Origin of the sequence: Paenibacillus woosongensis (assembly GCF_009725165.1) — a bacterium.
Lineage (GTDB): Bacteria > Bacillota > Bacilli > Paenibacillales > Paenibacillaceae > Fontibacillus > Fontibacillus woosongensis.
Genome location: NZ_WNZW01000001.1, coordinates 1,037,285 through 1,052,514 on the forward strand (window position 1 = coordinate 1,037,285; position 15,230 = coordinate 1,052,514).

Consider the following 15,230-nt stretch of genomic DNA (forward strand, 5'->3'; position numbering starts at 1 on the left):
ATTATCTTTCTAGAAATTCGGGAGGCGTTGGCTCCATTCCGTTAGTTAAGATCTGAATCTTTCCCCCATATTTGCAAGTTAAGCATGATTTTGTGGTAAGTGCAGGTACTCCATCGATCATGACATTTGAACTGCCATTGTCCCACTCTACCCCTTCCGAAAGTTTAGCTAAACTCGACATGATATCTACAAGATTAGGGAATCTATTCACTCCCTCGTCAACTCCTATTGGCCCTACCTTTAAGTGAGGAATTAATTTAGGAACACATGGGAAAATTTTATGTTCTTCACCGTATGGCAGTACTTTAGTATCAGGGTCATAATTGTATATATAACTTGGTCCTGAATCCCCTGTAGCCACATGGGCTATTTTCATAGGATTTTGCGGGCTTCGACAAAAACCAAAAGAATAAAAGTTTCCATCCATTTCACCCTTAAGTTCCTCTATAGGAAATCCTCGAAAGGTTTTTTCTTCTGATTTTGACGTTACGCAATCTTTTACGGTCATCATCTTATTTTCGTTAATATACACGCCGTTTGGTTCAAGCTGATTTAGCACTTCTTCATGGGTTCCCATCGTACAATACATGTAGGCTCCTCGAGTTACATAGGTTTCCTTCTTGCTTTCCGCCCTCCAAGGGGCGTTCATTAATTCACTTATCGTGCTTTGTTTTAAAAAGCTCGTGTAGATTTTATCCAATTTTCATTCACCTGCCATTAATAAGAATTCGTCTTACATTTAATCCATACAAGCTTGTCCGCAGCATTCCTTCCGCCACATCAAGTCGTACAACCAAGTAGGATTTGCGGTAATAATTCAGCTTGAACATGCTTAAGCCCTCAATAAGCTTTTCATCTACCGTAAAATGGTCTATTTTCTCTGAATCCTCAGCATTTTTCTTGACATATTCTTGGTTACTACTAGGTACTTCCGTAAATTTGGGAAAATAATAGTGTATCTGACCATTCCGCGCCATGTCTATCACAATGACCTTCTTATGAGCTAGACCGCGCTCATATCGGTTTAGAATTTGGTATACTTCATCGGAAACAAGTAAATCAGGCTTCTCTAAAATGCATCCATATTCCAATGCCTTTAACGAATTGACAAATACAACTTCCTCATCCTTGGCGAACTCATAACCTTGCTGCATTTGCTCTGAAAAAGTGATCATCCCTTCCAAGCTGCCTAACCTACGATCCTGCTCTAGGATAAAATATTCCAATCTGCTCACTCCTCTACCCAAACGATTGATTGCCACTGGCTCTCAGATAGTGAGACTAGAGATTGATCGCGGCTTAACATCGTGCTTCCCGCTAGATCTGCTCCGGTAAAATCAGTTCCCTCCAGCAGAGCCCCTCTAAAATCAGCAGCGATAACCGCATTTTGAAAACTAGCTGCTCGCAAATTAGCGCCTTGGAATTGGACGCCATGAATGCCAAACATGAGCCCATAGTTTTCGTTCATAACATCACGGCCACCGGTAATTTCATCAAAACAAGCTCGCTCCAGGTTGCATTCTCGAAAGGAAGCATCGAACATGACGCTGCCGTAAAAATCAACTTCTGAGCAATCACACGATTCGAATTTGCTGCTTAATAAATAGCTGCTCTGTAAATGACTGCCTGTAAGCCTAACTCTCTCAAGTCTCGTGAAGTTGAGCTGAATCCCCTCGTAATTACCATTAGAAATATCTACATCCGCAATATGTTCATAGACATATTCATGTTCCATCTTTTTATCTAACCACTGTTTACAGGCAGTCGATGATTTTTGCCGGCTGTTGCAGCAATAAACGGATTCGCTTAAGTCAATGTCCCCGTACTCGCCTACACAGATTTCGAATTGCGAATCCTTAGCAAGCTCCTGGTAGGAGGGGAGGGTAATTAAACGATTCACAGCATGCCGCACGGCATGAACCATATACACGTGAAATGGGTCCACTTGTTCCCTTCTCCAGTAATCCAATGATTGTGGCGGAATAATTCCCATATATTCCTTCCGTTTGTTCTCACAAGCTTGACTCCAAGCCTTGATATAGTCATGAACCCACCTTGCCTCATATCTATAAGGTGAAATCTTAGTACTACCTAAAGTGTCGTGATCAAAAACCTCCAGCATATACTCCGCATGCCCCTCAAAAAGTCGGGTACGCAGCAATGATATTTTTATAACGCAGCATTTTTTCATCAGATCGAGGTTTTGCAGTTGAACAGCATACTGGAAAAATTCATCCATAACAGGCACTAAATCCGCTGCAATTCGATCCTTCTCCCGGCCAAAAAAGTCATGCAAAACTCTAAGTTGTTGGTTTCTAAATTTCAAAGCTTCCTGTGTGAATTGCTCCCATGCTTCAATCCGATTCATCACGACCTCCCGCAAAACAAATTATTCATCCATTAGAATTTCAACGCCTTTTAACTTAACTTGTCCTTGGTCAATCGTTATCCCGGCCTTACCTTCCTTCGTAGACATATCGATTTGATTCCCAAGGAGCAGAATCGATTCGGACACCATCTCAATCTGCTTTCCAGTCTGCAGCTTTATCTTATTGCTACTACTCAAAAGAATCGTGCCATCGTTGGTTAACGTAATCGCCGCGCCGTTTTGAGCCCCAACGATCGTAATCTTGTCTTCCTCAAACATGATTTTCTGGCCTGTCTTAGTCAGGAAGAACTTCCTGTCCGGGTTACTCATCAAATCTTCTTTTATATCCGCATCATAGTGAATAATTGGCTGCAGCATTTCCTGCTTGACCACTGTCGTTGTGGTGTGGCTGCCGCCAGCATTCTGACTTCCGCTCTTCGGACTGCCTCCTCCTGTTCCGGAATCCTGAGGAAGCTTCTTCCGTACACTGCTGAGCGCGATGCCCTCTGCCTCATTCGCACTAGGAAAATAAATACGCACATCATCGCCCATCTCCGGCATGACGTACCACCCGGTCTGATCCTCCGAGGCATACATGGTCGAATAAGGGAACAGATAAGCGGTCTGCTGGTTCCAATCTTGATCGTATTCCAGCTTCACCTTCACCTCGTCGCGGACCACGACGGCAACCTTGCCTTGAATCGAGGCGCCGATAATTTTGGTATTATAGACTCTTCGCTGATATCCGGCTCTTGGCAAGCAAAATGTATAAGTATGAGTAAGAACTCCACGAGACATTTCCGTAAGTACTTCAAACACGTGGAGCTGCTGATTTTTGAACGTGACCGTATCTCCCAATTCCAGATCCTGATCCAATACAACCTCATAGCAGATGAAATCCTGCTCACTAAGGCCAGACTCTTTAGGGTCTCCCGCATTCTTAAAAGCAAGCAGATCTTTGTACACCCGATAATGGGTCGCTTCAATTTGTCCTCGGTCGCTATGGTCGGGGATACCGAGATAGAAACAAATACTGTCGCGCGAAGCGATAGGAACAAGAGGAGCATTATACCAAGACGCCAAGCGCTTTAAGAACTGCCAGTCTGTCTCCTGATATTGCAATGTGAATCCGCCTAGCGTACGCCGCTCAGAATACGTATTTCCGATATAAGCTCTCGGATAGGGCTCCGCGATATGCTTCATCACTTGTTCAATCTGCTGCGATTTATCCTGAAAAGCACGGTTCTCCAGCTTAATATCCATAGCATACGTATGAGACACTGCCTCTGCCTCCAGCCAATAGACCTCCCGCTCTACCTTAATGTGCAGCTTGAGCAGCATACCGTGAAACAGCGTCTTTTTTGCGCCATTTTCATCGTAGTAGAGCAGTTCAACGGGGGTTTGCTCGTTGGCCATTCTCAAATATTGCTCTTCCATCTCTTCAGGAATAATGCCGCTGAAGGTTAGTCTGGCATGATCATTTAACTTTTTCACCAGCTTCACGTCGTGCAGCTTCATCTCAAACGGGGCAATTTTCAAGGTATCATACGCAACGATTAAGCCTGCCATATACTTCATCTCCTTTGCTTACTTCATTTCCTCTATCTGCAAACGCAAACTACCATCCCTAATCCACAATCACCCGCTGGCTGCCGCCCGGGGCCATGCCCAGCCTGCCGCCACCGCCGCCGCGGACGCCATCCAGAATGCGGCCCAGGTACTTATGGATCTCCACATTCGTATACTCCCTGCTGCTCATGCCGAGACGACTCGTCATATAGTGCAAAATGACGTCCCGAGCGAGGGTTCCCTCGTTCATGCACATCATTGTAAACATGAAGTCCTGCGGGTCGCCGCTTCCCTTGCGCATCATTTCCTCTGCGAAGGAGCGCAGAATAACCGGAGACAAGGTGCTTTTGCCGTAAGCCGCGTAGCGGACATGCAGAACATTCACGGTATTAAATTCGGTCGCCAGGTCCCGGAAGCCCTGATAGTCCTGGCGCAGCCGGGCGCCTTCCTTCAGCTTGAAGCGGCACAGCTCCAGCTCAGTGGCATCCGCTTCAAGCTGCTCATCGATCACGATCTCGCTGCGGAACGTCTGCCAGTCGCCGTCCTCGTCACCAGCATGGAAACGAACCTTTAATGCAGCCTCCCGCCCCGTGGCACGGTACTTGATGCTCACAGCATCTGTCAGCAAATACAGCCGCCCTTGATGCTTGACGATGCCGGGATGCACGATCAGGGAATCTGCGCCGACCTCAACATGGGCACCCGAAATGATGCCATCCGTATATTCGTGATAGTAGACGTCCACGAAGTCGCGGGGGAAATCCCGCAGATTTTCCAGCATCGCTGTCTTTAGAATCCGGCCCTTCTCAAACTTCGGTACGATATGGTTAAACATTGCCTTCCCCTCCTTCCGGCTGTGACGTTTGTACGACTCACCCGGTTATGTTCTTGAGCAGATGACCTATCAAGCTTGCTGCCCCTCCATATGAACGCCGTTCAAGTACAGTTCAGGATTCCCTTTGCTTAGCTCAAGTACTTTTTTATCAACGACATAGGTTTTTGCAATAATATCGTGTAGAGCCTGCTTCCTCTGGGTAAAGGCAGCCATGATATAACCGACATAGATCGTCAGGAATGAAAGGATTCGACTCCAAAATCTTGCGGTCGCCCGTCCAAACGATACACGCTCATAATTTTGATCCACGACAATGATGCCAAGCGCCTTTTTCCCAAAAGTTCCTTGCAGTTTGGAAGACTCTAAAATCGCATAATACAGCCAAGGTACAGAGAAGGCAGCGGCTATACGAATCGTCGAATAAACGATTTCAAATACTCTGCTATCCAGCAAAATAAGTCCCTTTCCGACTCCAACAAGCATGTCAAATATTAATTCAAGAAACGCTAGCGCAAAAGCAAGAACGTAGATAATAATGTAATCTAATATACTCGCACATAACCTCTTCCAAAACCCAGCGTACATAAACGAATCTCCTTCAAACCCATAAATTTCTTCTATAATTTCTAAGTCTAGCGCCGCTTTTAATCCGGCCAGTTGAAGCCCTTGCTTGCCAAATCCAGCTTCCTGGTGGATTCCAATGGCTTGGCATTGCTTTTCTGATACAGAAGCATTTCCTTGTTGACGACATAGGTATCAGCGATTTTATCGTGCAGACCTTGCTTGTATTCCGTGAAAATCGCCATGAAATAACCTATTCCAAGGATGGATGAAATCAGTTTGCTCCAAAACCTCGCATTGGCCTTCCCCCAGGAAATTCTCTCATCCCTATCATCCACCACGACTACACCGAGCATGATCTTGCCCAAGGTTGCCTGGTATTTGGAAGATTCCATCATAGTGAAATACAGCCACTGAGCGAGCAAACTGAATATCACCAATGTCCCGTTGTAACGATACATCAACTCTTCTGGAGGAATAAAAATAAAGGTAACTATCAATAAGGACAGCCCCATAAAAATCCGGTCAACAAACATAGCAAAATACCTTCTCCATAACACGTCATACATTCGACTCTTTCCTCCCAGTAAACCGCCTGCCCGTCTAAAACACACACTCCAAAAAAAGACTCAACGCCATACTTCTACACGGCGGCAGCGGCCTCCATTTGTCTGGCTTGCGGTATCTCTTCCTCCATCAGGCAAGTGCCAGCAGCAATATCATGCAGCGCCTGTTTTTTCTTGGTGAAGCCCGCCATGAACCAGCCAATCAGTACCGTGATGGCTGAGAAGCTTTTACTCCAAAATCGTGCAGTCGCCCGGTGGAAGGTAATTTTCTGGCCCTCCTGATCAACTACCCTGAGTCCCATCGCCATCTTGCCAAACGTCGCCTGGAACTTGGAAGATTCCATGACCGCGAAGTAGTGCCAGAATAATACCGCCATCAGAACCATTCGACTAACGTTAAACAACACGATTATTTCATCTAAATACTCATAGATGTCATAGGGATCCCTCAGGCACCAATACCATGCAAAAGTGGTCAATATACCAATCACCTGATGAATCGAAGCGACAACCAATAGATCCAATAAGGCAGCTACCGCCCTTTTCCAAAATCGTGCATACACGATGTCTCGCCCCCCTGCTTTATGCATGCGCAATGCCCGTTTTGACATCATCGTCTTTTTGACAGCTGAGCATAAAGAGCAGGAAGCTCTTCTTTACCACATAAGTCCCCGCCATTCTGTCATGCATCGCCTGCCGCTTCTCATGAGAGAAGGCCATCAGGTAGCCTAAGCCAAGAAGCAAACCGGAAAGCAGTTTCCCCCAGTACCTGGTATTGGCCCTTGCGTATGTAATTCGTTCGTAGTCTTTGTCCACGACCATCACCCCAAGGAGTCTCTTCCCGATGGTAGCTTGGTATTTGGATGACTCCATCAGACAGAAGTAAATCCAATCACAGGTGATCGATATTAATAGATGCGTTAATACTAAATAGATAGAATTGTATTCAAACAGCTCTCCCGGCAAAATCCAAATGAAACTGATCAATGTAGCCGCCACACCGGTAATAATCCGATCGATCGCGAGTGCTGCGTATCTTCGCAATAAAACATCGTACATTTCCGCTCTTCCCCTCTTGTCAACCCAATGTTAGCTTAACTGCATGATTTCAATCTTCTTATTATTCAGCACTCTAAAAGCTTTACTACACCGCTTGCCGCCCCCTACTTCGTCCCGTCAAAAAAGTCCAGCTCCGACCGGTCGCTCTCGAACGGAAACAACTCCTTGCGGCCAAGCAGCAGCCCCTCGTTCTGGCGGGCAATCGGCAGGACGTAGAAGCCCCAGTGGTTGTCGTCCGCGAAGACAAAATACTTCGTCTCCCCGTTCACGATGGAGTCGGTATCGTCCTGCGGAATTTTGTCCCCATAGACCGCCTGGATATCCTCGTATTTCACGGACTGATAGTCCTTGGTCCGGTTATGGTACACATAGCTGTGACGCAATCCGCCGTCCGCTCCCCGCAGAAGGAACTCGATCTCCTGCGTATGGTACGGCCGCGAAATGAAGCCCAGCACCCGGTTCGTCCGCTCCAGGCTGGAGATGAGCTCCAGCTCGCGGCGGTCATGCGTATATGCGCTCACCGAGTACGGGATGACAGCCGCATGGTTCGTAATGCTCGTCTCGATGACGCCAGCTTTCCGCGCGTTCAAATAACGGATCGCTCCGCGCAGGCAGGCGAGCTTCAGCTCGGGCACCCGGCCCTCGGCCGGCTTTTGCCGGAACTCGATACTCCGTCCAGGGACGAACTCCTTCAGCGCCTCGCGGAACACCTCGATCCGGCATGATTGTCCCGTCAGCTTGATGATCGAGTACTCGCCCAGCACGCCGTCCTGATAGAAGCCGTCGAGGAACTTGCGCAGCACCTCGTAAATATCGCCTTTAATCAACTGGGTAATTTCCTTAATGTTGAACACGACATCCGGAATTTCATACTCGTCCTTCAGCTCGCCGCTGCGCGATACCGACAGGAACCAGCGCTCCATCGTCGTAATCTGCAAATCGTTATCCCGGCTGCCGTCCGCTTCCGCGTCGAAGCGGTTGCGCAGAATGCCAGTTTTTCGGAAAAACTGCTGCTTCATTTCCTCGGCAATTTCCCACAGGAAATAGAAATTACCGCGCACCCGGTAATACTCATCCCGCGAGCGGTTCTCATACATGGCGTAGGCCGTCGGAATCACCGCCTCCGCCTCCTGGTAACGGCGCTCCAGCTCGGCATACACCGCCTCCACGCCGTTAGCGTCCACCTCACGGAACAGATCGTTCGCCGGAATGTCGATCAAATCATCGATATCCGTCACCCGGCGCCGACCGCCCGTATAATAATCGGCGAAGACGATTTTCATAAACTGCATAATCCGATAGGTGATATTGTTGCCGCCGAAATGCGTATCCCCGTTCTCATACGTCGCATCCATCGCAATGCGATAGGACATATGCCCGTCCTCGACCCGGAACCGGCAGGAGGACAGATCCGTCGTCCCGCCCCCGCAGTCGATGACAAGCGCTTTATATTCCTCGCCCTCGATGAACAGATTCCGCTCCAGACCATCAGCGATTGTGTTGTACAGCACGGCCATCCCCTCGTCCAGCGCCTCCTCCTTCTCAATCCGGTAATCCGGCAAAATGGCGGAGAACATCTGGAGAAACGGCGCTTTCATTTTGACGGGGCTGGTGAAATGCAAATTTTTGAACTTGCATTTGAATTGATGCTCCGCCATCTGGATGACGTGCTTCAGATACGCCTGGATAATATCCTGACGCAGCACGGTTGCCGTGTTTCCCTCACTGTCCATAACCTCGATCGGTTTGTCGTAGTTGTTCACCCAACGCTTTAGTCCCTGAAAGACCGAAGCGCGGCTGCTGTAGCTGCTGCGGCGGATATTCAGCAGCGCCTCATGGCCGAACTGGTATTTCACCGCGGCCGGGTCCGAGCAATCCGCTACGCTTACCGCGGTAGGCAGTGCCTCGCTCCATTCCAGCTTCCGGTACGTCGGATCAGGGAACTTGACGAAGTTCACCTCATTGGAACGAATATGGCCGTTCAATACGTCGAGACTGCTTGGTGACTGCGCATATCCGTTGTACAAAAAAGCGCCGGCCGTCGTATTGGAAGTCCCGAAATCGATCGCCAGCACGGCATCCGTTGCCTGCAGCTCCCGGATGTCCAGATCGGCCAGCGGAATTTTATAATATTGGATTTGAATCGGCGGCAGAGCCTGGCTCTGATAATACGCCTTGTATATGTATTCCGAATCGCGCTTGCGCAGGAACAGCAGGCTGTACTGGCGGTTCGACGTCCGCTGCCACTCCATGCTGCTGTCCGCTGCCAAATAAAAGCTGCCCGCCTCGCCCTCCTCCTTGCGCAAATTAAGAATGCCGCAAAGCTCCATCCGGTCGTTGACGAGCAGTACATTGGACTCCGCGAACATCGCGGGAGCTTTTACTTTATATCCGTCGCTCTTATCGATGGCGATTTCCGGGTAAATGACGATACGGGCTGGAACGCTGATGCCCCCGTCCCCTTGCAGCGAGGCCTGCATATATTTGCGCATTACCGTTTTCACGCGCTCGAAGCCGCCTTCGCAGTACGGGCCAATGAACATCTCTTCGTCCGCGCCCAAATACTTCAGAATGACGCGGATCATCTCCTCCCGGTCAAGCCGATGGCTGAGCCCTTCCACGAGCCGTTCCCGGTAGCAAATATTGCGCAGCTGGAAGGTGGTCATCTCGGTCAGCTCATCATGCGTATAGAGAACCTTCCCGCGCACCCGCTGTTGGCTGGTGGAATCCGTGTACAGTTTATAACCCTTCATGCTTGATAAATTCCTCCTCCAAAATGGTTAGGGGCATCCTTCAAAAACCTATTCAAAAAAATCAAATTTTCAGCACCGAGAAGGTTGAGTGAAGTCAGGACTGAGGAAGCGGAGCGTAGGCAAAACCTACGTGAGCACCGGAAGGAGTGAGTGAACTCAAGATTCGATGTCGTATATCCCCCTTGTCCTACTTCGTGATCAAAATTTGCCTTTTAGTAGAGGGCGATTCGGTCCTGGATCATAGTATCCTCGGCATCGATAATCCCCACATGGCAATCCCAATACACCTCGGTGCGGTAGCGCACCGGGAGGAACAGCTCCATCAGCAGCTCCAGCTTCCGGCCGGCGAGCTCCGTCTTCTTCTGGCCGATGTAGAACAGCATCTCGTCCTTCTCCTCGCTGTTGACGTAAATCGTCGAGCGGCGGAAAATCCGGCTCACCGTGCTCCGCAGCAGGTTCAGCGTCTCGCCCGTGTCGTACATGCGGAGGATCGCGCAGGCGATCCACTCCCGCTCATCCCGCTCGAACAGGCCGATCCGCTCCTTCACCCGCTCGCCGAACGCCCCGGCCTCCAGGTCCCGCAGCACGAAGCGGATATGATATTCCCTCTTGTTCATCCCCTGCATGAAGTCCAGCTCCGCCAGGAAATGAATCAGAATATCAAACAGCGTGTGGCGGAATTCCTCGTCCTCGGTCAGGTTGATGTCGAGCAGATCGCGGAACACGTCGTAGAAGCGGTAGAACGGATTGACCTCGACCTCGATATGGTCGCCCGCTGCAGCATTCAGTTCCTCCAGGCTAAGCTCCATGTAAGGCGAGTACACCTTGGCCGGAAGAAAAGTAATATCCCGTTTTTGAATGCCGGCTTCCTTCGCCTGAACGAGCAAATCCCATATGTAATTCACGCCCATTCTCCTTCGCAGCGATATTCCGGGAACGACATCTGCACCTCGGACACCAGGAAGCTCATCATATCCTCCGCCAAATAACCCAGCTCCCTGCCGGTTTCCCGGTAGTTGAACTTCAGGCACATCCGCCATTTTCCGTTATCCACCCGCACTTCGTCGGTAATGAACCGGTTCAGCTCATAGGTCAGCGCAGGGCGCGCGGACGGCGGACGAATCTCCACATCCACCAGCTCCAGCCATTCCGACACGGCAAAAGAATGAATGATCCGCACGATCTCGCCCTTCGAGCGCACAACCTGTCCCTGTCTGCGGCCATAGTTGCTGATGAAATCATCCCGCTGCCGGTTCGACATCAAGGCGTAGCTCAGCTTGCTCATGCTCGTGCCGACCGGTTCAACCACCTTCAGCACCTGCCAGGCGTCAGATTTGTCGCGCGTCGATACGACAGTCAGCTCCTCCGGGGAACGCTTGATGTACCGGATGCTGTCATCGTTGATATCGACGAGATAGCCATGCTGCAGCCCGCTGCTCCGCAGCGGCAGCGCATGCTCGAAATTCACGCGGTCGGCCGCGGGAACCGGGAAGCCCCCCGTCTTCAGCTCCAGGCGCTGAATGTTCCAGAGCGGCACCAGATCCGTTCTTTTGTATTCTTCATATTCCTCCAGATGTACCGTAATTTCCTGAACTTCCTCTTCCTCCCCCAGCTGCAGCTCGCCCCCGACCAGAACGGCGTTCACGAACTTGTAGGCATAAGGGTGATTGATGGTTCGCCAAGGAAGGCCATTGCTCAGAAACACATGGTACAGCTTTTCAATTTCACGTATGTATGTCATATTCCGCTCCAGCCTGATTTGAATGGCATGGCGGCCTCCGCTCGTCACCAGCTCTCCCCGGAACGTCCGGTCGCTGTAGAGCAGCTCCTGGATGACAGGATATGGGCACTCCAGAAAAAAAGAGAACAGCGGCAGCTCCTCCCCCTCTTTCAACCGGGCTACCAGGCTCTGCAAATCAATGCTGCGCGGCCCCGTATCCTCCGGAATCATCGGGAACAAATACTCGTGCAGCGGATCCCATTCCTCCCGGCGGCACATCGCCGCATAAATATCGTATTTGCTGTCCTGGTTGCCGACCTCCTCGAATACCCGCCGCTCGATCTGGCGATTGAGCTCCTCCTGATATTCGACCACGCCGAGGAACACGCTGCTCATCAAATTGCGCAGCATGCCGCGCTGCTGCAAATCCTCCATTTTGCTCAACCGATCCATCACAATGTCCTTCATGATTCTCCACCTCCGCCCGGCGCCGCCGATGTATCCTGAATGCCATTTGTCGTGCTGCTGCCCGCTTCCGCCTGCTCCGAACCAGAGGATGAACCCGTCCCCTGGCTATTCGGGCTCTGCGCCTGGCCCTGCGAATTTGCCGCGGGTGCCTGGCTGCTGCTGCCGTTATTGCTGGCAGCTCCGCCTCCGCCTGCAGTTGTTCCGGCAGCCCCATTCCATGCCGCCGCCCCGTTCGCCCCCAGGTTGCTGGACAGTCCTGCACCCGAGTCCGTATTCTGCCCGGATGCCGGCACGATCGGATTGCGCTTCTCATCGGCTTTGGCAATCTTCCGCTCCATCGCCAGCACCCGCTCAAGCTTGTCGATTTCCTGGTACATTTCCTGGGCCAGCGTGTAAGCCTCAATCGCGGCGTTATAATCCAGCGCGGCTAGTGCGCGGTCGCCCTTCTTCTCTAAATTGTCAGCCTGAAGCGTCTTCGTCTCCCGGTGAATGTGGTTGATCTTGCCTTCGGCCTCTTCCATCTTCGTCTCCAGCTGCTTCTGGCCGCCCGGATAATTAGCCTCAATCGCCGCCCGGTACGCCTTTCTATACAGCTCCAGCGCGCTGTTGTAGTCCTGGTTCTGGAAGAGGATATCCCCTTCCTTCATCACTTCCGTCAGCTTCGCGACCGCTTCGCTGCGCTCGATCCGCGCCTCGATGTCTTCCACCTTGAACGGCTTGTACTTATCCGCCTCGCCAATCGCCTTCGTATAGCTGTCCACCGCCATATCGAAGCTGCCGTCCTTGACGTATTCGTCGCCATCCGTCACCGCCTGGGCCACGCGCTGCTTGTTGCGCAGCAGCTGAAAATGCAGCTTGTCCTTCAGCTTGCTGGCTGCGTTCTTGGCTTCGCTGTAAGCCTTCAGCGCCTTCGGATAATCTCCGGCGGATGCGTATTCGTCGCCTTCCTGCTCGTATTCTGTCATCAGGGCGACCGTCTCGGCCAGCTTGACCGCCTGCCTGTACTTCGCATACCAGATGCCGCCCCCGGCAAGCGCCAGGGTAAGCAGCATTATTCCGATGCGCATGATCCATTTCTTGCGGTTTTTTGGCTTCTCCGCAAACGTCTTATTCGCGTAAATCGCGGCAGCGGTGTAATTGTTCACCGTCTGCCGCTGCTTGCTGAGGACGATGTCCTCCAGCGTATCTGTCAAGCTGTCGGGATCACTCGATTCCGCTAGTGCATCGAGCATTTCCGGCAGCTCGACCTCTTCCCAAATTCCCGGCGTGCACAGCAGAAGCACATCCCCGTCGGAAAGCGGGGTTTTCTCCGATATATAGGGCTCGAACCGGTCCGGCCGCCCCATGTAATTCAGCAGGTTTCCGCGTTCCTCATGGCTGGACAGCCTGTCCTCGGACACTCTACCGTCCTCCAGAAGGAGCTGCGCCAGGCTCTGGTCCTTCGAACGCAAATTAAGCCGCCCGCCGCGAAAATGATACAACCGCGCATTGCCGCAGCTCGCCCACACCATCTTCGTATAATTCGTCACGACGACGAGCACGCTCGCCTTAAGCCGAACTCTGCGGCTCTCGAACTTCAGCCACTCATGGGCCGCCTCCAGATCCTGCTGGATCTTCTTGCGCGACAAAGACGGCTTCGCCATAAAATTCTCCAGGATAACGCTGACCGCCATTTTCGCGCTAAGCACCTCTCGATCCGTATCGAGGCCATCCGCAATCACGTAGCAAGCCATGTCCTCGAGCTCCACGAAGGCAAAATAATCTCTGTTGTCGATAAACGAACCCGCTTCCGAGACAAATGCGGTCTTGAAATCGCTGTTCTCCTTTCTCATGTGTCCCTCCGTTTCCCCCGTCCTGCTGCGAGAATAATGATGTGATTAGATCACTTGCAAAATAATGACCGTAGCGTTGTCCTGATGCTTGTATTTCTTGCGCTCGATGAGGCTGATCATTTCCTCCGCGGCATCCTGCGGGTGCAGGCCCTGCATCAGAATCTGCTCCATTTCCACCTCGGTAAGCGCATCATATACCCCGTCGCTGCACAGAATGATTGTGTCATTCGCCTGCAGTGGCACCGGTTCGCCGACCTCCATGCTTTGGAAGCCGCCATACCCCAAATAATTGATCAGCTGGTTGCGGTTCGGATTCTCCTTCGCTTCCTCTTTGCTGATTTCACCGGCCAAATACTTGGCTTCGAGAATCGATTCCAGCGTGTGCTTGGAGTTGATCGGCATGAATTCGCCGTCCCGGAACAGAATGAGCATGCTGTCCCCAACCGCTCCCCAATGCAATAATCCTCCAGACACAATACCGACGACGAGCGTGGTTCCCCCGGTCGCTCCGCCCAGCTGCTCCATAATTGCCCGGTTGCTGATCAGAGCCGCTTTGTGAAAATACTCGGGAATATCCGCCGGATCATCCACCTTCAAATACTCCCTTGCGAACATCGTGACGGCCAGCGTGCTGGCCATTCGCCCATACGACAATCCGCTTATGCCGTCGGCGATCGCCGCCATCGTTCCGATGCGCGTCGTCGAGCTTGAGAAGTAGTCGTCCTGCTCGTCCCGCTTGCCGATCGTCTGGGCATTCCCGATTTTGACCGTTTCAATGATGTCTGGAATATACATGGGTTCGGTATCTTCGCCGGGAATCTCCGCCACAGGGCTCGTCCGCAGCTTCTGCCGCAGCACAAGCAGCACGGCGACTACGGTCAGCGCAGCCGCAACGATTCCGTATGATTCGATAAAACTCCAATCCTCCATCATGACCATCCGTTCTTTGATTAACTGTTATCCCACTCGAAATGTGGACCGCATAAAGGCACGAACACGAATTTGCTGCGGCCGAGCTGGATTAAATCATAGGCGTTAAGCTCAACCGGCGTGTATACCGCTTCATTGTTGTGGTAAGCCAGTCCCGAAGCATCACCGGGAAGCAGATAGAAATTGCGCTTCTTCGGGTCATAGACGATGACGGCATGGTTGCGTCTGGATACCGCGTTGTCCCCAATGATCCGGATTTGCATTTCCTCCGCACGGCCGATAAAGTTTTTCTCAGCCAGAATGCGGTAATCCTGCCCCATTTGCGGGCCTTCGACGCAGACCAGCCAGCCGGTTACGGGCTGAATTCCTGTTGTCTCTCCCAGATAAGGCATCGTCTTCTCTTCCATATCCTCCGCGACCTGGGGTCTGCGCGATTCGTTCCGCGAAGGCTGCTCTAGCGTCGTGTTGCAATATGGACAAGTGTTGCCATGCTTCCGCGTACTGAACATGTGTCCATTCAGGCATCTCGTCAAGCTCATCTTCGATTCATTCCCCCATATGTAAGTAAG

Annotated in this window: 15 protein-coding genes; all 15 read right to left on the reverse strand. The window is 51.3% G+C overall.

Going from position 1 to position 15,230, the window contains the following annotated elements:
* Position 1: 1 nt before the first annotated feature.
* Entirely contained in the window at positions 2-700 is a 699-nt protein-coding gene (locus GNP95_RS04945) for a DUF4280 domain-containing protein (RefSeq protein ID WP_155609728.1), read from the reverse strand.
* A 7-nt stretch (positions 701-707) separates the two neighbouring features.
* Positions 708-1,226 carry a hypothetical protein gene (locus tag GNP95_RS04950; RefSeq protein WP_155609729.1) on the reverse strand — a complete coding sequence of 173 codons (519 nt, stop codon included), beginning with the start codon at positions 1,224-1,226 and terminating at the stop codon, positions 708-710.
* A gap of 5 nt (positions 1,227-1,231) precedes the next feature.
* Complete coding sequence (locus GNP95_RS04955) at positions 1,232-2,368, reverse strand: pentapeptide repeat-containing protein (RefSeq protein WP_155609730.1); 1,137 nt, start codon at positions 2,366-2,368, stop codon at positions 1,232-1,234.
* Between the two features lie 21 nt (positions 2,369-2,389).
* Positions 2,390-3,937, reverse strand: coding sequence for a contractile injection system protein, VgrG/Pvc8 family (locus GNP95_RS04960; RefSeq protein WP_196427065.1), 1,548 nt, complete (start codon positions 3,935-3,937; stop codon positions 2,390-2,392).
* Between the two features lie 58 nt (positions 3,938-3,995).
* On the reverse strand, positions 3,996-4,772 hold the full coding sequence (locus GNP95_RS04965) for a DNA and RNA helicase (RefSeq protein WP_155609732.1): 777 nt from the start codon (positions 4,770-4,772) through the stop codon (positions 3,996-3,998).
* A 69-nt stretch (positions 4,773-4,841) separates the two neighbouring features.
* Complete coding sequence (locus GNP95_RS04970) at positions 4,842-5,357, reverse strand: RDD family protein (protein WP_155609733.1); 516 nt, start codon at positions 5,355-5,357, stop codon at positions 4,842-4,844.
* Positions 5,358-5,416: 59 nt separating this feature from the next.
* A complete protein-coding gene (locus GNP95_RS04975; protein ID WP_155609734.1) occupies positions 5,417-5,902 on the reverse strand; it encodes an RDD family protein in 486 nt (161 codons plus the stop codon).
* 74 nt (positions 5,903-5,976) lie between these two features.
* Positions 5,977-6,489, reverse strand: a complete 513-nt coding sequence (locus GNP95_RS04980) for an RDD family protein (RefSeq protein WP_196427066.1) — start codon at positions 6,487-6,489, stop codon at positions 5,977-5,979.
* Positions 6,482-6,958, reverse strand: coding sequence for an RDD family protein (locus GNP95_RS04985; protein WP_155609736.1), 477 nt, complete (start codon positions 6,956-6,958; stop codon positions 6,482-6,484). The genes GNP95_RS04980 and GNP95_RS04985 overlap by 8 nt, the downstream gene beginning before the upstream one ends.
* 104 nt (positions 6,959-7,062) lie before the next feature.
* Complete coding sequence (locus GNP95_RS04990; RefSeq protein WP_155609737.1) at positions 7,063-9,711, reverse strand: acetate and sugar kinases/Hsc70/actin family protein; 2,649 nt, start codon at positions 9,709-9,711, stop codon at positions 7,063-7,065.
* A gap of 212 nt (positions 9,712-9,923) precedes the next feature.
* The gene (locus tag GNP95_RS04995) at positions 9,924-10,622 is read right to left on the reverse strand and encodes an iron-dependent peroxidase (RefSeq protein ID WP_155610037.1); all 699 of its coding nucleotides are present in this window, start codon (positions 10,620-10,622) and stop codon (positions 9,924-9,926) included.
* Positions 10,613-11,899, reverse strand: coding sequence for a normocyte-binding protein (locus GNP95_RS05000; protein WP_155609738.1), 1,287 nt, complete (start codon positions 11,897-11,899; stop codon positions 10,613-10,615). Before GNP95_RS05000 ends, GNP95_RS04995 begins: the two co-directional genes overlap by 10 nt.
* Positions 11,896-13,731, reverse strand: coding sequence for a PP2C family protein-serine/threonine phosphatase (locus tag GNP95_RS05005; protein ID WP_155609739.1), 1,836 nt, complete (start codon positions 13,729-13,731; stop codon positions 11,896-11,898). Before GNP95_RS05005 ends, GNP95_RS05000 begins: the two co-directional genes overlap by 4 nt.
* A gap of 45 nt (positions 13,732-13,776) precedes the next feature.
* Positions 13,777-14,661 carry a PP2C family protein-serine/threonine phosphatase gene (locus GNP95_RS05010; RefSeq protein ID WP_155609740.1) on the reverse strand — a complete coding sequence of 295 codons (885 nt, stop codon included), beginning with the start codon at positions 14,659-14,661 and terminating at the stop codon, positions 13,777-13,779.
* Positions 14,662-14,681: 20 nt separating this feature from the next.
* A complete protein-coding gene (locus tag GNP95_RS05015; protein WP_155609741.1) occupies positions 14,682-15,200 on the reverse strand; it encodes an FHA domain-containing protein in 519 nt (172 codons plus the stop codon).
* Positions 15,201-15,230: the final 30 nt, after the last annotated feature.